Origin of the sequence: Alkalihalophilus marmarensis DSM 21297 (assembly GCF_000474275.2) — a bacterium.
GTDB lineage: Bacteria > Bacillota > Bacilli > Bacillales > Bacillaceae_D > Alkalihalophilus > Alkalihalophilus marmarensis.
Genome location: NZ_ATAE01000030.1, coordinates 59,407 through 78,449 on the forward strand (window position 1 = coordinate 59,407; position 19,043 = coordinate 78,449).

The 19,043-nt window shown below is 40.4% G+C and carries 20 protein-coding genes; 1 reads left to right on the plus strand and 19 read right to left on the minus strand.

Annotated elements, in window-relative coordinates; translation table 11 throughout:
• Nucleotides 1–30: 30 nt before the first annotated feature.
• Nucleotides 31–270 carry a DUF2627 domain-containing protein gene (locus A33I_RS10460; protein ID WP_022628379.1) on the plus strand — a complete coding sequence of 80 codons (240 nt, stop codon included), beginning with the start codon at nt 31–33 and terminating at the stop codon, nt 268–270.
• A gap of 55 nt (nt 271–325) precedes the next feature.
• On the opposite strand, the gene A33I_RS10465 is transcribed toward A33I_RS10460, so the two are convergent.
• The 19 genes from A33I_RS10465 to A33I_RS10555 form a co-directional block, all read right to left on the minus strand.
• Nucleotides 326–1,132 carry a hypothetical protein gene (locus A33I_RS10465; protein WP_022628380.1) on the minus strand — a complete coding sequence of 269 codons (807 nt, stop codon included), beginning with the start codon at nt 1,130–1,132 and terminating at the stop codon, nt 326–328.
• Nucleotides 1,129–1,824, minus strand: a complete 696-nt coding sequence (locus tag A33I_RS10470) for a glycosyltransferase family 2 protein (RefSeq protein ID WP_022628381.1) — start codon at nt 1,822–1,824, stop codon at nt 1,129–1,131. Before A33I_RS10470 ends, A33I_RS10465 begins: the two co-directional genes overlap by 4 nt.
• The gene (gene steA, locus A33I_RS10475; protein ID WP_161808680.1) at nt 1,817–2,941 is read right to left on the minus strand and encodes a putative cytokinetic ring protein SteA; all 1,125 of its coding nucleotides are present in this window, start codon (nt 2,939–2,941) and stop codon (nt 1,817–1,819) included. The genes A33I_RS10470 and steA overlap by 8 nt, the downstream gene beginning before the upstream one ends.
• Before the next feature lie 136 nt (nt 2,942–3,077).
• A complete protein-coding gene (gene spo0A / locus A33I_RS10480; RefSeq protein ID WP_012959640.1) occupies nt 3,078–3,878 on the minus strand; it encodes a sporulation transcription factor Spo0A in 801 nt (266 codons plus the stop codon).
• A 274-nt stretch (nt 3,879–4,152) separates the two neighbouring features.
• On the minus strand, nt 4,153–5,478 hold the full coding sequence (gene spoIVB / locus A33I_RS10485; protein ID WP_022628383.1) for a SpoIVB peptidase: 1,326 nt from the start codon (nt 5,476–5,478) through the stop codon (nt 4,153–4,155).
• Between the two features lie 135 nt (nt 5,479–5,613).
• Nucleotides 5,614–7,338, minus strand: coding sequence for a DNA repair protein RecN (gene recN / locus A33I_RS10490; RefSeq protein WP_022628384.1), 1,725 nt, complete (start codon nt 7,336–7,338; stop codon nt 5,614–5,616).
• A gap of 13 nt (nt 7,339–7,351) precedes the next feature.
• On the minus strand, nt 7,352–7,801 hold the full coding sequence (gene ahrC / locus A33I_RS10495; protein WP_012959643.1) for a transcriptional regulator AhrC/ArgR: 450 nt from the start codon (nt 7,799–7,801) through the stop codon (nt 7,352–7,354).
• Nucleotides 7,802–7,937: 136 nt separating this feature from the next.
• Nucleotides 7,938–8,750, minus strand: coding sequence for a TlyA family RNA methyltransferase (locus A33I_RS10500; RefSeq protein ID WP_022628385.1), 813 nt, complete (start codon nt 8,748–8,750; stop codon nt 7,938–7,940).
• A gap of 3 nt (nt 8,751–8,753) precedes the next feature.
• Complete coding sequence (gene dxs, locus A33I_RS10505; RefSeq protein ID WP_022628386.1) at nt 8,754–10,643, minus strand: 1-deoxy-D-xylulose-5-phosphate synthase; 1,890 nt, start codon at nt 10,641–10,643, stop codon at nt 8,754–8,756.
• Nucleotides 10,644–10,680: 37 nt separating this feature from the next.
• The gene (locus tag A33I_RS10510) at nt 10,681–11,277 is read right to left on the minus strand and encodes a hypothetical protein (protein WP_012959646.1); all 597 of its coding nucleotides are present in this window, start codon (nt 11,275–11,277) and stop codon (nt 10,681–10,683) included.
• 730 nt (nt 11,278–12,007) lie between these two features.
• Nucleotides 12,008–12,898 (minus strand): polyprenyl synthetase family protein, encoded by an 891-nt coding sequence (locus A33I_RS10515; protein WP_022628387.1) that lies wholly within the window; start codon nt 12,896–12,898, stop codon nt 12,008–12,010.
• Entirely contained in the window at nt 12,895–13,152 is a 258-nt protein-coding gene (gene xseB, locus A33I_RS10520) for an exodeoxyribonuclease VII small subunit (protein ID WP_022628388.1), read from the minus strand. The genes A33I_RS10515 and xseB overlap by 4 nt, the downstream gene beginning before the upstream one ends.
• 27 nt (nt 13,153–13,179) lie before the next feature.
• Nucleotides 13,180–14,532, minus strand: a complete 1,353-nt coding sequence (gene xseA, locus A33I_RS10525) for an exodeoxyribonuclease VII large subunit (RefSeq protein ID WP_022628389.1) — start codon at nt 14,530–14,532, stop codon at nt 13,180–13,182.
• A gap of 10 nt (nt 14,533–14,542) precedes the next feature.
• On the minus strand, nt 14,543–15,388 hold the full coding sequence (gene folD / locus A33I_RS10530; protein ID WP_022628390.1) for a bifunctional methylenetetrahydrofolate dehydrogenase/methenyltetrahydrofolate cyclohydrolase FolD: 846 nt from the start codon (nt 15,386–15,388) through the stop codon (nt 14,543–14,545).
• 30 nt (nt 15,389–15,418) lie between these two features.
• Nucleotides 15,419–15,826: a transcription antitermination factor NusB gene (gene nusB / locus A33I_RS10535; RefSeq protein ID WP_022628391.1), complete on the minus strand. Its 408-nt coding sequence runs from the start codon at nt 15,824–15,826 to the stop codon at nt 15,419–15,421.
• 214 nt (nt 15,827–16,040) lie between these two features.
• Complete coding sequence (locus tag A33I_RS10540) at nt 16,041–16,445, minus strand: Asp23/Gls24 family envelope stress response protein (RefSeq protein WP_022628392.1); 405 nt, start codon at nt 16,443–16,445, stop codon at nt 16,041–16,043.
• A gap of 20 nt (nt 16,446–16,465) precedes the next feature.
• Nucleotides 16,466–17,833, minus strand: coding sequence for an acetyl-CoA carboxylase biotin carboxylase subunit (accC, locus tag A33I_RS10545; RefSeq protein ID WP_022628393.1), 1,368 nt, complete (start codon nt 17,831–17,833; stop codon nt 16,466–16,468).
• Between the two features lie 20 nt (nt 17,834–17,853).
• The gene (accB, locus tag A33I_RS10550) at nt 17,854–18,357 is read right to left on the minus strand and encodes an acetyl-CoA carboxylase biotin carboxyl carrier protein (protein ID WP_012959655.1); all 504 of its coding nucleotides are present in this window, start codon (nt 18,355–18,357) and stop codon (nt 17,854–17,856) included.
• Between the two features lie 211 nt (nt 18,358–18,568).
• A complete protein-coding gene (locus A33I_RS10555; RefSeq protein ID WP_012959656.1) occupies nt 18,569–18,934 on the minus strand; it encodes a hypothetical protein in 366 nt (121 codons plus the stop codon).
• Nucleotides 18,935–19,043 lie beyond the last annotated feature (109 nt).

The window sequence follows — 19,043 nt, forward strand, 5'->3', positions numbered from 1 at the left end:
GATCATTGTAGATACGAAAGAGGATTGATTATGGGACGATTTATTGCACTAATGATTCTTGTGATACCAGCCGTTATTGCGGGCTATGGAATAAAACTGATGAGAGATACTATTTTTACGTTGCTTAACACTCCTTATCCAAATTTATCTGTTCAATTCATTGCAGGCTTTATATTATTCTTAGCAGGATTAGGCTTCATTGGAGGATTTATCTTTCATCGTGATAAAAAGAATGGAAAGATTGCCCCGCGCTTTAAAAGACGAAAATAATAGACAAAACCAACAAAAAAGACGAGAAACCCTGATATTCCAATGAGTTTCTCGTCTATTTTTGTTGGAATGGAACGCCAATCCCATCAAGCCATTTTAAGATTCCTGAAGCATTAATCACTTTTGAAAAAGAGATACGCTCAGCAAGGAAAATTAAAAATCCTACCCCAAAAACGATCAGCCATTGGATGTGCGGGGGGGTAAATTGAATTATGATGATCGCTAATACTGCTCCTGCAGTCGTTGATCCATTATCGCCAAGTAAAGCCTGCCTATGGCCCTCAAGTACAAACCACAAATAAAAGATAGCCAGTCCGTATATTAAAAGAAAAAAGGCAGGAGCAGGATAGCTAAGGAGGATTGGAATCAAAATAATTGTGGTGAATTTACATACTCTAAGCGGCCTGGTATCAAACAAATTTGCTAGATGAGGAAACCAGCTTAACAATAAAAAATAGCGTATTGCTTCATAGATAGACGTTGTGTGCAAGTGATACACAAAAAGCATCGATAAAATAAAGGTACCTATCAACTTAGTTAGTCCTGTTGTCGGGATTTTCTTAGTCCAAACAAAATATAAATGCCCGCGCAGTCCCTTTGGTTCCTTTGTTCCGTAACGATCATCTATAAAACCTAAAAACCAAATCCCTACAACATAAGCAAGAGCTTGGTAAGAAAATGCAATGGCATACGTTTCTTCAGGCACAATCATGCAATAAGTAGCATAACCATACAAAATGATTACCCCTAAGCTGTATGGAACGGACTTCCCTTCATAATTGACCACAGTCCAACCAAGTGAGCGAAAAGCAATCATACTGATATATGCAATGATCGGAACAGTGATAAGTAATGCGATCATTTCTCCACCACTCTCATTCGAACGGATCGCATTCTAATAACTCTTAGTTGACGTTCAATATCAATCCACTGTTTTAATCGATGCATAAAACCAGCAGGAGACTTCCCCATTTCTCTATGGGTCATGCTAGTCTCCACTTCCTTTACCCCTGCTCCAGCTAAGAGGAAGTCAATCGTCATCTTTGTCTCCACACCAAACCCATTATATTCTTCGTTAAGTACCAGATCGAGCCATTTGCGATGAAAGATTCGCTGGCCGGATAAAGGGGCTTCTATCATTACTCCTGTATACTTTAAAATAATTGATTGCGCTCTTCTCTTCACGAAGCCAAAACCTGCTCTATCACCAGCTTTCACCTTAGAGATTACTAAATCCGCCAGATTATCTTGTATGGGGACTATGAGATTTTTTAGTTCAACTGCAGACCTTCCAAGATCCGCATCTACACATGCAATGAATTCCCCCCTTGCAGCTTGCCAGCCAATTTTCAATGCATGGCCCTTGCCTTTATTTTGAGAAAGGTCAATAACATGATCAGCGTATTGATGAGCGATTGTACTCGTTTGGTCCGTACTGCCATCATTAATAATAATAATTTCAAGCAATCCAGGTATAATGCGCAGAGCGTCAATCGTATCTTTAATAAATACTTCTTCGTTATAGGCAGGAATAATCACTGAGACATTATTCATGATGAAATGCCCCTTTTTTTCGAATCCAATCCTTCTTATCAGCTGCTTTTTTTATCCATTCACTCAAAACATCTTCTAACTGTTTCATCCGATTAACAATCGTACCTAAGTGATTTTTCTCAAGCTTATGAATCCCTTTAAGGTCTGTTAAGCAATCACCGGCTTGAATTCTAGCTAATACACTTGAAGCCATTCCTGGCCTGCCCTTTTCAAGATAATCCCTCATCCCAAACCTGCAGCCAACTAAATAAATATGATCAGCATTAGACCAATAAGAAGCTTGAATAGCCATGTCTTCACTTGTTCCGACTAAAGAAAGGGTTTGATAAGACAATCCTAAACTCGATAACCGCGTGCTGCCAGGAGAATATCCATCTTCATATGAATGACAAACAAGTGCCGCCCCTGACTGCAGGGATTCTTCACTGACTGAATCCATATCCCCAATAATAAAGTCAGGTTGGTAGCCTAATTTCCTAAGTCCGTCTGCAGCTCCGTCAACGGCAATCACGATTAAATCCGCTTGATTTAACAGCTTTTTAGCATAGGCTAAATCTTTTTCATACCCCCCGCCTCTAGCTACGATCAGTACTTTTTGTTTTTCTAAACGGTCAAACACTTCCGGTAGATGTTTCTTTAACGTAAAGGTTGCTTTTTCTTTCTGTGCATAATCAAGCGTATTCGTAATGAAATCATCAAATCGATAACTATACGACGCTTTCGCCAGACCTTTTAATTGATTAACCACTTGTGAATCATAGGAAGCAACGGCCGCAATTTCTTCATATCCATCAAAGGATTTCACATAAAGCTTATCTTGAATAATTAGCGCTTCTTCTCCTTCAAATATTTTCTGTTTGTCCATCATGCAGACTACATCAAACACATGTATTCCAGCCGATAGTAACATCTCGATATTTGAATGCTCATATCTCCCTGTCATCGAAGTTGAAGCATTTACAATAGCCTTTACTCCCTGCTCAATCAGACCGCTTGCGGAGACAGAATCAATATCTTCATGCCATAGGAATGCGATTGACCCTTTTGGAATATGATGAATTAACTTTTTCGTTTGCTTATTCTCATAGATCGGCCCCAAAATCACTTGACTCATCATCGAACCCTCTCTCATCCTGTTTGCCTTTAGTATGAACAGATACAAAGAAAATACTATAAATGAGAATAAAAAGACCGGCTGCCTGCATTATGACAGGCAACCGGTCTTTTTAATTTGGCTCTTGATTCTTACCTTTTCAAGAGACCTTATGTTCGATTCGAAGTTTATCCGCAACCATTGCGATAAATTCTGAGTTTGTTGGTTTTGCTTTTGTATGACTAACTGTATAACCGAATAAACTTGAAATGGAATCGATATTTCCTCTGCTCCACGCCACTTCTATAGCATGCCTGATCGCACGTTCTACACGGCTTGATGTCGTATTGAATTTCTTGGCAATATCTGGATATAGAACCTTCGTAATAGAACCTAATAATTCAATATCATTGTATACCATTGTAATTGCTTCACGTAGATACATGTATCCTTTAATATGTGCGGGTACTCCAATCTCATGAATGATATTGGTGATGCTTGCATCTAAATTAAAACCGCGATCATTGGAGTGATTTGATTGTGCAAAAGAAAGCGTAGACGAAGATTTTTGTACAAATGAACGCTTTGTACCGCCAATTTCCCGGATATTTGAGATCAACACTTCCATGTCAAAAGGTTTCAACACATAATAAGATGCACCTAGGTCTACTGCTTTTTTGGTCACATCTTCTTGGCCAAAAGCTGTCAGCATAATAATATTAGGTTTCTTACGCAAACCCATTTGATGCATACGCTCTAGAACAGCCAATCCATCTAAGTGAGGCATAATAATATCTAATACCAACACATCCGGCTGTTGCTCTTCAACCGTGTTTAAACATTCCTGCCCATTAAAAGCTACGCCTACAACTTCCATGTCATCTTGTGAAGAAATGTATTCATTTAGTAGGTTTACTAATTCCCTATTATCATCAGCAATACTCACTTTTATTTTTTGCACAATACAACCTCCTCGATTCCTGTTAATTTGTCATAGGATACGATTTCGACAATCACCATGATATTCCTTTTTATTTTTTGAAAAATAATAGCTTTTTTCTGATTTACTTATAATTTCTATTGTTTCCTCCTGTTTTCGACCATTTTCGATAATTAAAGGAGGAAATACTTGGATTTGTCGAATAATCTTTGTTGTCTTTATCAGCTTACCACACCTTATGTATAAAGTCCCCCTTATTTCCTAGAAAAAAGGAGAAAAAAAGCCAAAACGGTTGTTAACTCGCTTTGGCTTTTTCTTGATTATGATCGATAACTCCTGCCTCTTCTAACATCCACCCGATATGACAACCGTATCCGCTCGTTGGATCATTAACAAATACATGGGTTACTGCACCAATTAGTTTCCCGTCCTGAATGATTGGGCTCCCGCTCATTCCTTGAACAATACCGCCTGTTTCTTCAAGGAGTCTAGGATCGGTTACTTTAATAACCATCCCTTTTGTAGCTGGCTGCTTTTGAGGGACTGAACTGACAATTTCAATATCAAATTCCTCTACATCTTCTCCGTTTACTACTGTTAAGATCTTGGCTGGTCCCTCTTTTACATGTGACGATAGGGTTACAGGCATCTGTTCATCGTGAATATTATTTTTAAGTGATTCCTTTGCAAGTGTCCCAAAGATTCCAAAAGGACTGTTTTTCTCAATCGAACCAAGAATATCTCGCTGCTGTGAAAAATTAGCAAGTTTTTCGCCTGGATCACCGTTGCTTCCTTTTTCAATCGCCGTAACTGATGAACGGATAATCTGGCCGTCATGTACAACGATTGGCTTTTTTGTATCTACATCTGAAATCACATGACCAAGAGCTCCGTATTTTTTTGAGACTGGATCATAGAAGGTCATTGTTCCGACCCCTGCAGCAGAATCCCTTATATATAATCCCATACGATATGAATGTTCCCCGTTAGACTTAAGTGGGGTCAATTCTTTTGTTAAATCCTGTTGATCTCTTTTTATAGTAATGCTTAACGGCCTTCCTTCTTCACCTGCTGCCTGAACATATTCGGCAACCTGGCTCATACGCTGAATGGGATGACCGTCAATACTCGTTATCATATCACCGACTAATATTTCAGCGTCTTCCCCTGGTGATTGATCGCCATCCTTAGTTTGAACTAGGTGATGGCCAACGACAAGGACTCCCTCAGTATTCAGTTTCACACCTATGGATTGCCCTCCTGGTATAACTTTAATATTTGGTAGCACATTAACATCAACATGTTTGACTGGAAAACCTGATACTTCCATACTTAGCTCTGTTTCCCCTGCCTTTGAAGCGGTGATCGTTGCCTCAGTACCAGCACTATTTTCTTTTAAAGAAAATGCAATATGCGGCTGATCACTCATCACAGGGATCGAAGCTTCCATTAAGCCTTCATTTTCACGACTTGTTTGATAAAGGGTTGTTTCTTCTCCTTCAAAGACAGTAATGGATGTTGGAATTGCAATCCACTCCTTTAGAGCTGTTTGAAATCCTAAGCTAAGAAGAAAAAGAAGACATCCTATTCCTATACATTTTCTAACTACATCGCCTCTCACTCACTTCACTCTCCTAGCTCTAGCCCACACCTCCATGATGGCTGTACTACTAATGTTGCCTTGATTGGAGTCATTTATAACCGTAAGCAAAAGAAAAAAGCTACCCTTAATTGGCTAGCTTTTCTTCTTATTATTTTAATGTGGTTCTTTTAGCTGGTCTGCGAGATCTAATAACTCTCTGGCATGCTGTTTAGTTAGGCCTGTCACTTCCACCCCAGAGATCATTCTGGCTATTTCATCCACTTTTTCATCTAATTCAAGCGGTGTTACAGATGTATGAACACGATCTTCTTTTTCATGTTTTGCGATATATAAATGCGTGTCTGCCATAGCTGCAACTTGTGGAAGGTGTGTAATACAAAGCACTTGCGACCCCATTGCAATCGCATGAATCCTCTCAGCAATTGCTTGTGCAACTCGTCCGCTGACACCTGTATCGACTTCATCAAAAATAACAGAGGTGATCTGCTGGTGTGTTTGGAAGATCGATTTGAGCGCTAACATTATTCGAGAGATCTCTCCGCCAGATGCGGTTTTAGAAAGTGGCTTCATCGGCTCTCCTGGGTTTGTAGAAAGGTAAAATTCCACTTGATCCATCCCCTCGGGCCCAAATGCAGCTTGTTTACCATCAATCGTTGGACTTGTTTTAGTTAAGGGCTTTGGCTCAATGCGAATATCCATTACCGTCTTTTCCATGTATAGGGCTTTTAACTGTTTGTGAATGGCTTTAGTTAAATGCTTGGCAGCTTTTTTCCTTATGTCTGTAATTGCTTTGCCTTCTACGTATAAATCATGCCAGGCAGTGTCAAGCTCATGCTGCAGCTGTAAGACTCGATCATCTTTGTGCAAAATAGTGTCAAGTTCCTCTTCTATCTTTGAGGCGTATTCTAAAATGTCTTCTACATTCTCCCCATATTTTCGCTTTAATCGTTGAATATCATTTAGTCTGCTTTCAATAAAGTCCAATCGATTAGGGTCAAATTCCACTCCATCAACCTGATCTCTTATCGCAAATGTAGACTCCTCAATTAAATAATAACAATTACTGATTGATTCATGAAGAGGTGCCAGCTCTTTATCAACAGAAGCAGCTTCTTCAAGATGCATCATGGCATTCATTAAATAATCCAAGCCTTTTCCATCACCATATAAATTTCCGTAGCTGTCATTTAGCGATTGAAATAACTTTTCGCTGTTAGCTAGCTTAAACCGCTCTTCTGTTAATAAACGATCTTCTTCTGGCTCAAGCTTTGCCTCATTGATTTCTTTTAATTGATACGTTAATAAATCAATGCGTTGAGCCATTTCTTGTTCATTATGACTTAAATGCTTCACTTGCTTTTCAAGTGCAGAAGCCCTCTCAAATATACTTTTATACTCTGCTTTTGCTTGCGCTAAGTCTGACTTTGCATAACTATCGAGCATTCCTAAGTGATGCTCCGCTTGAAGAAGAGCTTGGTGCTCATGTTGTCCATGAATATCAACCAACCCTCCACCAATCTCGCGCAAAATCCCTAGTGTTACCAGTTTTCCATTTATTCGGCAAATACTTTTTCCTTGAGCCGTAATATCCCGACGTAAAACAAACATATCATCTTGGACATCTATTCCTAATTCTTGTGCTTTTCTAATGACTGGATGATGGTTCTCGATGCTGAAAAGCCCTTCAATTTCAGCCCGTTTTTCTCCATGACGAACAAATTCTGCCGATCCGCGTCCTCCTAGTAAAAGGCCGATCGCATCAATAATAATGGACTTTCCTGCACCCGTTTCACCTGTAAGCACAGTTAGACCTTTTTCAAAAGGTATCGTTAATTCATCAATGATCGCAAAATGTTTGATTGATAATTCAACTAACATTTTCTACTCACTCCTACAACATCTCTAAAAAGCGCTCGGTTACTTGAGGTGCATCTTCTTTATGTTTACAAATGATAAGGATCGTATCATCACCACAAATGGTCCCCATAATTTCCGTCCAATCTAGATTATCAATGAGTGCCCCAATGGCATTTGCATTGCCGGGCAATGTTTTCATAACGATCATATGATCTGATCGATCAATACTGACAAAGCTGTCCATTAAAGCTCGCTTTAACTTTTGCAGCGGATTAAATCGCTGGTCTGCCGGCAAGCTGTATTTATATCGGCCGTCAAGCATTGGCACTTTTACTAAGTGCAGCTCTTTAATATCTCTTGATACCGTAGCTTGCGTGATAGAATATCCTTCCGCGCGTAATTGTTCAACTAAATCATCTTGAGTTTCAATCTCATGATTTGCAATGATTTCGCGGATCTTAATATGACGTTGTCCTTTGTTCATATTTATCACCTATTTCTATTCCATTTTCTTCATTATCCACAACTTTGGATGATTATACAACTAATAGTCAATTTACTTATCTAAACTCTGTATTTATTCAAAAGAAAAAGAAGGAATATCTCCTTCTTTTTCATCTCTATTGTTCATGAGCCTGAGTGACAACCTCATCAATCCGCGAGGCTAGATCCTCTATTGGATGTGATTCCTCTTTATCAAGGCTTAAGTGCATGAGAAATTCAATATTCCCTTCTCCGCCTTTTATCGGAGAATAGTCCAATCCCTCAAGTGTATACCCTTCAGCTTGTACAAAGGCTGCCATCTTTTCTAATACTTCCTTATGTACAGAAGGATCTCTGATAATTCCTTTTTTTCCTACCTGCTCCCTGCCTGCTTCAAATTGAGGCTTAACGAGCGCAACAACCTCACCACCCCGCATAAGCATCGTTTTTAATACAGGCAGAATGATTTTTAAGGAAATAAAGGAAACATCGATGGTCGCAAAATGAGGAAGACCCTCTGTCAGGTCTTCTGGTTTGACATACCTGAAATTCGTACGCTCCATGACAACCACTCGTGCGTCTTGACGGATCTTCCATGCAAGCTGATTGTAACCCACATCAAGTGCATAAACCTTTCTCGCACCGTTTTGCAGCGAACAGTCTGTAAACCCCCCTGTGGAGGCTCCGATATCAAGCACTACTTTATCTGTAAGTTCTAACTGAAATACGTTAATAGCTTTCTCAAGCTTTAATCCTCCGCGGCTTACGTAAGGAATTAACACACCCTTCACTTCAAGGGGAGCATCCGCATCAATTTTCAGACCTGCTTTATCTATTCGTTCTGTGCCGGTAAAAACAAGACCTGCCATAATTGAGCGCTTTGCTTTCTCTCTTGTTTCTAGCAAGCCTCGTTCTACAAGCAATACATCTACACGTTCTTTTTTAGCCATTTCTTACGCCCTTTGTTGCTTTCTAGGAAGCATGGTTGACAGTTGTTCAACGACTCCTGCACTCGTTAAGCCAACTTCTTCAAGCAGCTGACCTACACTTCCATGCTCAATAAATTCATCTGGTATACCCATTCGATTCACTTCTACGTTGTGATAATGGTGATCATGGAAAAATTCCAACACTGCACTACCAAATCCGCCTTGTACACATGCCTCTTCTAAGGTTAATACAGGCATGTTTGCTTTAGCCAAATCATGAAGCAGCTTCTCATCTAAAGGCTTTACTGAATTGGCATTAACAAGCTTCACAGAAATACCTTCTTTTGCGAGCTGTTCTACCGCTTCTTCTGCTACAGGAAGCATCGTACCGAAAGACAGAATACAGGCGTCATTGCCATCGCTCAACGTTTCCCACTTGCCGATCGGAAGCGTTTTTAGAGTTTCATCCATTTTAATACCGTAGCCATTCCCACGAGGGTAACGAACCGCAATAGGGCCGTCATCATACTGGGTAGCTGTATAAATCATGTGCTGCAATTCGTTTTCATCTTTAGGCATTAAAATCGTCATGTTCGGCAAATGACGTAAATAGGCAATATCAAAGACTCCTTGATGAGTCTCCCCATCAGCTCCGACTAGGCCAGCACGATCGATCGCAAATACAACATTTAAATTTTGACGGCATACATCGTGGACAATTTGATCGTATCCGCGTTGCAGGAATGTGGAGTAGACGGCAAATACAGGCTTCATTCCTTGTGTAGCGAGCCCTCCTGCCATTGTTGTCGCATGCTGTTCAGCAATACCTACATCAATCATCCGATCTGGAAATTCCTTCGCGAACACATCGAGCTTTGTTCCACCAGGCATTGCAGCTGTAATTGCCACAATTCTTTTATCCTCTTTAGCCACTTTTTTCAAAGTCTCAGCAAACACACCGCTGTAGCTCGGAGGCCCTGGCTTTTTAACAACTTCACCGGATTCAATTTTGTATGGTCCTAATCCATGCCAAGTACCTTTTTCATCTTTTTCAGCTGGTTCATACCCTTTACCTTTCTTTGTTAGAACATGAATAAGAACTGGTCCTTTTGTCTTCTTTGCATAAGACAAATTCTCCTTCAAGTCATCAAAGTCATGCCCATCAACAGGACCAAGATAAGTAAAGCCCATTTCTTCAAAGAAGATCCCTGATACGAGCAGGTATTTTAAGCTGTCTTTCACACGTTCTGCCGTAGTGGCAAGCTTTCCGCCGAATGCTGGTATTTTCTTAATTAACTGCTCTAACTCTTCTTTAGCTTTTTGGTATTTTCCAGCTGTTCTTAATCTACCGAGAACACTGTGAAGCGCACCTACATTTGGAGCAATTGACATTTCATTATCATTAAGAACAACAATGAGATCTTTTTGCTCATGTCCAATATGATTCAAGGCTTCAAGAGCCATTCCACCAGTAAGGGCACCATCTCCAATAATCGCAACAACGTTTTCATCTGTCCCCTTCAGGTCACGCGCAACAGCCATACCCATAGCTGCAGAAAGAGACGTAGAACTATGACCTGTTTCCCACACATCATGTTCACTTTCATTACGTTTTGGGAACCCGCATAACCCTTTATACTGTCTAAGCTGATCAAATTGGCCAGCTCTTCCTGTTAAGATTTTGTGTACATAAGCTTGATGTCCCACATCCCAAATAAATTTATCCTTCGGGCTGTCAAATAACTGATGAAGAGCAAGCGTTAATTCAACTACTCCAAGATTGGGTCCTAGGTGACCGCCTGTTACTGAAAGCTTCTCAATAAGAAAGCTCCTAATGTCATCTGCTAATTCAGCCATCTCATCTTTTGAATAATTTTTTAGTACGCTCGGGTTTTTAAACTCTTCTAGCTTCATGTAGAAACCCTCACTTTCATGTCAATTTGTCTTAGTATCATTTTAACTTTTTCTTCGTTTTTACGTTGTTTTGAAATACTTTTATTTTTAATCTTACCTCTAAAAGGTACAATAATCTACCAACTTGGTAAATGATCGGGGTCGCATAATGGATCGCCAAGGTTTTGCCAATCGCTTTTCCGCCAACAGTCAATGCGGCCACAACACTCGTAAACAGGACTGAAATCCAAAATTGCTGAATCGAGGTTTCACCGTATCCTAGCTGAATGGAAAGTTGAAGTACAACATAAGCTGATGCTGTACCACTGATAATACCTGATATATCCCCAATTACATCATTACAAAAATTGGCAAACTTGTCCGCATTGCGGGTAATTAACACCGCATGTTTTGCACCATTTAACCTCTCAGATGCCATTGCATGAAAGGGTTTTTCGTGTGCAGCTGTAGCCGCTACACCGATTGTATCAAAAAACACACCAAAAAAGACAATAATAAAAACGATGATCATGCCAACAGCCCATGTTACTCCACTTAATACAAATGTGGAAATAACTGAAAAAATAGCCGCTAACACTAGTGTGATAACGGCAATTCCCAAACTCCAATGTATCGATTTCAATAGAGGTTTCATATTCGTATCTGTATCACCTTTATACTTAGTTATGTAACATACATAAATAAAATTAATGGAGTGGTCATCTAAAGAGTAAACTCTGTAGCTTAGGTCCAGTAGGGTTTCCCAATTCAGTCCCACGCGTCGCCGCAATGGTGGTTTCCCATTATACCGAATTTGACGCTGTCACCAAACGTCAGACTGGATTACCACTTAGTCTACACTGTAATCCTCAATAGATGTCAACTGCAACTCAATTGAACAGTCTAGGAGATTTCCTCAACAGTCCCGAGCCATTTTTTTATCCTCTTTTGCAGAGCAGATTTCATATGGTAAGAACGTCTCATTGTTGGCCGACAATGAGGCGAACACATATCCATAATCCCCTCTAACTCCACTCAAGGCAGGCTACGCTGCAGACAAACTCCCTAGTTTGCCTATGCAGGTTCATACCTTTTGCATAAAACGGCATCTAATACATACCGTTTCTGCAAAAGGCCTCCACAGTAGTAGGGTCATCGCCCACATGCCTTTGTGGATCGCCCTACTACCTTTTCTCCCAGTCAAGACCCAAGGCTGGGCGCCTCAAGCCAAGACAAGGAGCTTCATCGATGTGCCCTTTGGCGGATTTTTAGCCCCGCCTTCAAAAACGGAGGACTGACTAGAATACTGCACCACTCTTCGTATACATAAGTATAACATGTTCTATACAAGAAGCTCAATGGAAAAGAAGTCCGTACGACTCCAATTAATGGTCGCGGCCTGCTACATAATCTGTTAAAGCTAAAAGCAACGTTCGATCCATCTTCACTGCCTCAAGATGTTCTTTTGCTTTCATTGTATGCACATCAAGCATTTTCTTTGCTCCATCCAGCCCAAGAAGACTAGGATATGTGCTCTTATTATTTCCATCATCACTTCCAACCGGCTTGCCTAGTTTATCTGAGTCTCCTTCAACATCAAGGATGTCATCTTTAATTTGAAAAAGCAGCCCGAGCTCAATAGCAAACATTCGCAAATGTTCTAAGTCTTCCTCACTTGCATCAGCTAAAACAGCCCCTGCGATAATTGAATAAGCTAAAAGATCTCCTGTTTTATGGTGATGAATGTCTGCTAACTCCTGAACAGTCAGTGATCGATTCTCACCCTCAATATCAGCCACTTGCCCCCCGACCATCCCACAAGGCCCGCTTGCTTTGGCTAATTCACGTACTAATGTTAAAGCTTTTGCAGGCTCCTCACGGACAGCAGGCATACTTGTAATTAATTCAAAACTATATGTAAGAAGAGCATCTCCTGCAAGTATTGCCATAGCCTCTCCATATACTTTATGGTTTGTGGGCTGGCCTCTTCTTGTATCATCATCATCCATGGCAGGCAAGTCATCATGAATAAGTGAATACGTATGAATCATTTCTATCGCACAAGCCAGATCAAGACCGTCTTCTATTGGTCGATTAAATCCGTCTAATGTAGCAAGCAAAAGGAGGGGGCGAACTCTTTTCCCTCCAGCTTTCAAGGAGTAGGTCATTGCTTGTTTTAACGTGTCTGGAGTGCTGAGGTCTTCGATATATGAAGGGAGTCTAGCATCGATTAATTTCCTATATTCATTAAAGAAACCCTTTAATTGCTCGTTCACTCTTCCTCCTCCTGAAAATCCGTCGTTTCAAGTTCACCGTCTGCATGGAGTATTTGATCCATCTTCTTTTCTACACTCGTTAATTTCGAGTGACATTCTTTGGAGAGCTGCATTCCTTCTTGAAACATTGAGATAGCCTCTTCAAGAGGTACGTCGCCTTGCTCAAGCTTTTCTACAATCGTTTCTAATTGTTCCATGGCATCTTCAAAGCTTATTTCGTTCGCTTTTGCCGTTGTCTCTGCCGCTTTAGTCATCTTAACCCCTCCATTTCACTTTTGGCTTTATGAATGTTTTGACTGTTTATCTTCTACTTGGCAATAAATTACTCCGTCAGTTACTCTTACTTCGACCTTCTGTCCTGTATCAACTTGCTGGATTGATTTCACCAACTCTTCTTTGTCTTCAGTATAGGCCAAGCTATAGCCTCGCTCCATGATCCTTAATGGACTAAGCAGGTTCAACTCACTTACTACATGGTTAAACCGTTGCTCATGTTTAGAAAGGTGCTGAGTCATTGACTTTTCGAGACGGAGTTTTTTATCTTTCAAGCCAGATTGCGCGTCTTTAATCTGGGCTTTAGGATGAAGCCGCTGCAAAGCTTTTTCCACAAGTTGAAATAGCTGTTGCTTATCAGACATATGACGCTTAGATGCCCTTTGCAATCTTTCAAGCTGCGTGTCTAGCTCTTGTTCCTTTTGCCTGATGAGCTGCAGAGGATATCTGAAGGCATAAGAACGCTTAAGACGCTTTAACTGCTCTTGATGTTCTTCTACTTTAAGCTTCATCTGTCTTTTAAGCCGGTTGTGGAGAACTTGTCTCGAATGAAGCAAATCGGCTACATCAGGTACTGCAAGCTCCGCTGCACCTGTTGGGGTAGGTGCTCTAAGATCCGCTACAAAATCACTAATTGTAAAATCCGTTTCATGTCCTACTGCCGAAATCACGGGCACTGTAGAAGCAGCTAAACAGCGAGCAACTCCCTCATCATTAAATGCCCATAATTCTTCAATCGATCCGCCGCCACGCCCCACGATTAAAGTGTCAAATTGATTCGCTGCATTCGCCTGATTAACAGCCCGCACAATAGATGCAGGTGCCTCCTGACCTTGAACGAGAACAGGCAGCAATGTAATTTGAGCAAGCGGGTACCGGCGCTTTAAGGTAGCAAGCATGTCTTTAATAGCAGCACCAGTAGGCGACGTGACGATTGCAATCTTTTTTGGGAAACGAGGGATCGGCCTTTTTCTTGACTCGTCAAAAAGCCCTTCCTCTTGTAAGGTTTCTTTAAGCTTTTCATAAGCTAAGAACAAACTCCCTACTCCATCAGGCTGCATCTCTTTTGCATAGAGCTGATATTGACCATATGGTTCATATACGTTTACTTCGCCACGAATTAAAACCTTCATCCCATTTTCTGGTTTAAAGGCTAAATAACGATTATGTCCAGCAAACATCACCGCCTGTATACGTGAGTTTTGATCTTTAATCGTAAAGTACATATGACCACGGCTATGTAATTTAAAATTAGAGATTTCACCACGAATCCATACATCGGTCAAAATGTGGTCATGTTCCATTAAACCTTTTATATATCTGGTCAATTGTGAAACGGATACAATGTCTCCTACGCTCATAAAGCTCTCCTTATGCTCGTTCTTTTGCTGATTGAATCGTATTTTCAAGAAGCATCGTAATTGTCATCGGGCCAACACCGCCAGGTACAGGCGTGATATGAGAAGCCACTTCACGCACTTCATCAAAATCAACATCTCCGCATAATTTACCATCTTCTCGGTTCATACCAACATCAACAACTACCGCACCTTCTTTGACATCTGAGGCTTTAATCATTTTTGCACGTCCTACTGCTACAATAAGAATATCCGCTTGCTTCGTAAAGTTTGCAATGTCATCTGTACGAGAGTGACAGTATGTAACGGTTGCATCTTCATTTAGCAAGAGTTGTCCAACAGGCTTACCTACGATATTGCTTCGGCCTACGACCACAACGTGCTTTCCTGCCATTTGAATGTCAGCCTCTTTTAACATTTCTACAATTCCAAATGGCGTGCATGGTAAGAATGTCTTGTCTTTTGTCATCATTCTTCCAATGTTAACGGGGTGAAAACCATCCACATCTTTTTCTGGCGCAATACGTTCAATCACTGCTCTCTCACTGATTTGTGAAGGCAAGGGCAGCTGGACGAGAATTCCGTCAATATCAGGGTCTTCATTAAGACGATCAATCTCAGCTAATAATACTTCTTCTGTCGTATCTTCAGGCATCGTCGTAAGGACAGAATGAATACCAATTTGTTCACACGCCTTTTGCTTAGATCGTACGTATGTTTTCGATGCTTGATTGTCACCCACTAAAATCACCGCAAGACCTGGCTTAATACCAGCCTCTATAAGTTTTGAAACCTCTTTTTTCATTGTTTCTCTTTTTTTAGCAGCAAGCTCTTTCCCATTTAGTAACGCAGCACTCATGTTTCCCACTCCCCTTACTCATTCATTTAATTATTTTTTTCGATCAAGATTAAGCGTTTCGATAGACTTTGAAAGGACTCCATTAACAAAACGACCTGCTTCATCCCCACCAAAAGCTTTTGCTAACTCAATTGCTTCATTAAACGTAACATTGACCGGAATATCTTCTACTTCCAACATTTCATACATAGCCATACGAATAATGGCGCGATCAACATGCCCCATTCTTGAAATCGTCCAGCCTTCTAAATTAGCTGAAATGGTTTCATCTATCTTTGCTTTTATTTCAGTTGTTCCCTGAACTAATTGTATGAAAAACTCACTCTGTTTCTCATTATCTTCCAATACACTTTCAATTGCACTTTTCATCTCTGAACCGGTTAAGTCCATTTGATATAATGCTTGGGCTGCTCGTAGTCGTGCCAGTCTTCGATTCATTCAGTTCTTACCCCTTTACCTTATTAATAAAATAAGTCGTTAATATGTTGATAATAGCATAACACTTTTTGTGAAAACAGAACAATATTGAATTTCTTCCTCTCTATCCTTCGTTTTCACAATATTCTTTCCATTATTTCACCTCTAAATCCACTAGATCATTAAGAAATGAGCAAGAGCGGCCAAGATTTGACTCTTGGCCGCTCTATCTTTCTTACGATAATGCTTCTGTATCAATCACTTCTGTTGTTTCAAATTGAACGCCTACTACGTGGACGTTGACCGCTTGCAGATCAATCGCAGTCATTGTTTGCAGCGCTTGTTTAATATTGTGCTGGATAAGCTTCGCTACTTCAGGTACTTGAACGCCGTATGAAATCACAACAGAGACATCCACAGTGATTCCTTCTTCATCAAGCTCGACCTTTACACCTTTACCGTGATTTTTGCGGCCAAGCTTTTCGGCTACTCCAGCAGCAAAATTACCACGCATTGTTGCAACACCTTCTACCTCAGATGCAGCAATACCCGCGATAACCTCAATCACTTCTGGCGAGATCTCTACTGTACCAAGCTCAGATTTTTGATCTTCTAATTCTAGAATGTGATTTTCATTCATCATACATTCCTCCAAATCCTTTATTTTGTTACTGCTCTAACTCCCATAACATCATGTTCTTCTAGGAATTTCGTATTAAAGTCGCCCGATACGAAGGTTTCATGATTCAGAAGCTTCAAATGGAAAGGAATCGTTGTATCGACTCCTTCAATTTCAAACTCTGCTAATGCGCGCTTCATTCGGTCAATTGCTTCCTGACGTGTCGCACCATAAGTAATTACTTTAGCTACCATTGAATCATAAAACGGTGAAATAACATAACCAGGATATACAGCAGAATCGATACGCACACCTAAACCGCCTGGAGCCAGGTAGTTTGTAATTTTCCCTGGTGAAGGCATAAAGTTTTTAGACGGGTTCTCAGCATTAATACGGCACTCAATTGACCAGCCGTTAAATGTCACTTCTTCTTGAGTGAAAGATAATTTTTCTCCGCTCGCTACTTTAATTTGTTCTTTAATTAAGTCAACCCCTGTTACCATCTCAGTCACAGGATGCTCAACTTGGATACGTGTATTCATTTCCATGAAATAAAATTCGCCCGTATTATGATCAAAGATAAACTCTACAGTTCCCGCACCTGAATAGTTTACTGCTTTTGCAGCTGCTACCGCTGCAGCTCCCATCTCAGCACGCTTTTCAGGAGTAATAGCTGGTGAAGGCGTTTCTTCTAACAGCTTTTGAAGACGGCGTTGAATACTGCAATCACGCTCACCTAAGTGAACGACGTTTCCATGATTATCAGCAAGAACTTGAATTTCTACATGACGGAAATCTTCAATGTATTTTTCAATATATACTCCTGGGTTACCAAATGCTGTTGCAGCTTCTTGCTGAGTAATGTTCATCCCTTTTTTCAGTTCCTCAGGGGTGCGAGCTACACGAATACCTTTCCCGCCACCGCCAGCAGTTGCTTTAATAATAACAGGGAAACCAATTTCCTCAGCTACTTTCATACCAGCTTCTGCATCTTCCACAATACCATCAGAACCAGGAACAATCGGCACTCCTGCTTGCGCCATCGTATCACGCGCCACATCTTTTGTTCCCATTTTGTTGATCGCTTGCGGACTTGGTCCAACAAATGTCACTTTACAAGCAGCACAAATTTCAGCGAAGTCTGCATTCTCTGCTAAGAATCCGTAACCAGGATGGATAGCATCCGTTTCTGTTAAGGTTGCAATACTCATGATGTTTGTGAAGTTTAAATAACTTTTGTTAGAAGGTGTCGGTCCAATGCAATACGCTTCATCTGCTAAACGAACATGAAGCGCGTCCTTATCAGCCTCAGAATAAATGGCAACGGTTTCAATACCCATTTCACGGGCAGCTCGAATAATTCGAACTGCAATTTCTCCTCGGTTTGCAATTAACAGTTTTTTTATCATGTTATCCCCACTCCTATAATTTAGCTAGGTTCTACGACAAATAATGGTTGACCATATTCAACAAGTTCACCGTTTTGGGCAAGAACTTCAACAATCTTTCCTTTTACTTCAGCTTCAATTTCATTCATTAACTTCATCGCTTCAACAATACATACAACAGATTCTTCTTCTACCGTGTCGCCTGATTTCACATAAGGGTCAGAGTCAGGTGATGGAGATGAATAAAATGTTCCTACCATTGGTGAAGTAATCGTATGTAAATTTGCATCTGCCGCTTCTGATTTTTCACCTTTTGATGGACTTTCAGCTTTTACAGTTTCAGCTTGTTCTACAGGTTTGGGAGCCTGTGCCTCTTGTTGTGGAGCTGCAGCTGCAACTGGTGCCGGAGCTGCTTGTACTGCTACTGCCTCTGCTGTTTGTTTCTTCAGAATGATTTTTGTTCCTTCTTGCTCGAACTTCATTTCATCAAGACTTGATTGGTCCATTGCACGAATTAATTCTTTAATTTCTTGTACCTTTAACATATATGTACTCTCCTTTTCTTACTTACACCCTCCTCTAGGGGGTGAAGCATGATCTTACTAATATAAAATGTATTATATCATAACTTTGAAGCAACTCTCTGTGAAATTCGACTTAAAGAATGAATTACGATTGAGATTTGTCTGAATACTATGATTCTAGATAACCAAAAAAAACTCCTTTATTCATAACAGAATAAAAGAGCTTTTCAACTTACTCAGCTGCATCCTCTTGCGCTTGTGTTTCTTCATTTACTAATGCTTCTTTTTTGTATTGACGAAATACAGGGAACTCTGATAAATTCTCAGGAATCTTCCCGTCTTCAAGCAGAATAATTTTCACAATATCTTTATTTCTCGCCATGTGAAATTTATCGCCGTACTCATTCTCTTGAGTGTATTTTTTTAAATTCTGATAATCTTCTTCTTGAATTGAAACTGTATAGGAATGACCATCTTCATTCTCAACATGCTGCTCAAAGCCAATTTCAAATTCAACAATCTGGATATGATCGTTTTTAAGGTTACGTGTTTGTTCAAGTACCGCCTTGGCACCTTCAGTTAGGTCTGTCCATTCCATGGATAAATCGCTCCTCGTATTCAAGTTACATTGTCGTATTATACCATGTCGCTCCCTCTAATGCACCTCTTTGTCTAACTCGGTTCTTTTTTATCATGGCTTCCCTTTC

What these genes read in the sequence shown, in the direction of transcription:
- dxs (WP_022628386.1), bottom strand. Translation starts at nt 10,643, where the DNA reads ATGAAGCTAGAAGAGTTTAAAAACCCGAGCGTACTAAAAAATTATTCA.
- A33I_RS10500 (WP_022628385.1), bottom strand. Translation starts at nt 8,750, where the DNA reads ATGGCTAAAAAAGAACGTGTAGATGTATTGCTTGTAGAACGAGGCTTG.
- accC (WP_022628393.1), bottom strand. Translation starts at nt 17,833, where the DNA reads ATGATAAAAAAACTGTTAATTGCAAACCGAGGAGAAATTGCAGTTCGA.
- recN (WP_022628384.1), bottom strand. Translation starts at nt 7,338, where the DNA reads ATGTTAGTTGAATTATCAATCAAACATTTTGCGATCATTGATGAATTA.
- A33I_RS10460 (WP_022628379.1), top strand. Translation starts at nt 31, where the DNA reads ATGGGACGATTTATTGCACTAATGATTCTTGTGATACCAGCCGTTATT.
- folD (WP_022628390.1), bottom strand. Translation starts at nt 15,388, where the DNA reads ATGAGTGCTGCGTTACTAAATGGGAAAGAGCTTGCTGCTAAAAAAAGA.
- A33I_RS10555 (WP_012959656.1), bottom strand. Translation starts at nt 18,934, where the DNA reads ATGGAATGGACAGACCTAACTGAAGGTGCCAAGGCGGTACTTGAACAA.
- A33I_RS10540 (WP_022628392.1), bottom strand. Translation starts at nt 16,445, where the DNA reads ATGAATGAAAATCACATTCTAGAATTAGAAGATCAAAAATCTGAGCTT.
- nusB (WP_022628391.1), bottom strand. Translation starts at nt 15,826, where the DNA reads ATGAATCGAAGACTGGCACGACTACGAGCAGCCCAAGCATTATATCAA.
- A33I_RS10465 (WP_022628380.1), bottom strand. Translation starts at nt 1,132, where the DNA reads ATGATCGCATTACTTATCACTGTTCCGATCATTGCATATATCAGTATG.
- xseA (WP_022628389.1), bottom strand. Translation starts at nt 14,532, where the DNA reads ATGAGCGTAGGAGACATTGTATCCGTTTCACAATTGACCAGATATATA.
- accB (WP_012959655.1), bottom strand. Translation starts at nt 18,357, where the DNA reads ATGTTAAAGGTACAAGAAATTAAAGAATTAATTCGTGCAATGGACCAA.
- ahrC (WP_012959643.1), bottom strand. Translation starts at nt 7,801, where the DNA reads ATGAACAAAGGACAACGTCATATTAAGATCCGCGAAATCATTGCAAAT.
- A33I_RS10510 (WP_012959646.1), bottom strand. Translation starts at nt 11,277, where the DNA reads ATGAAACCTCTATTGAAATCGATACATTGGAGTTTGGGAATTGCCGTT.
- steA (WP_161808680.1), bottom strand. Translation starts at nt 2,941, where the DNA reads ATGATGAGTCAAGTGATTTTGGGGCCGATCTATGAGAATAAGCAAACG.
- A33I_RS10470 (WP_022628381.1), bottom strand. Translation starts at nt 1,824, where the DNA reads ATGAATAATGTCTCAGTGATTATTCCTGCCTATAACGAAGAAGTATTT.
- xseB (WP_022628388.1), bottom strand. Translation starts at nt 13,152, where the DNA reads ATGACTAAAGCGGCAGAGACAACGGCAAAAGCGAACGAAATAAGCTTT.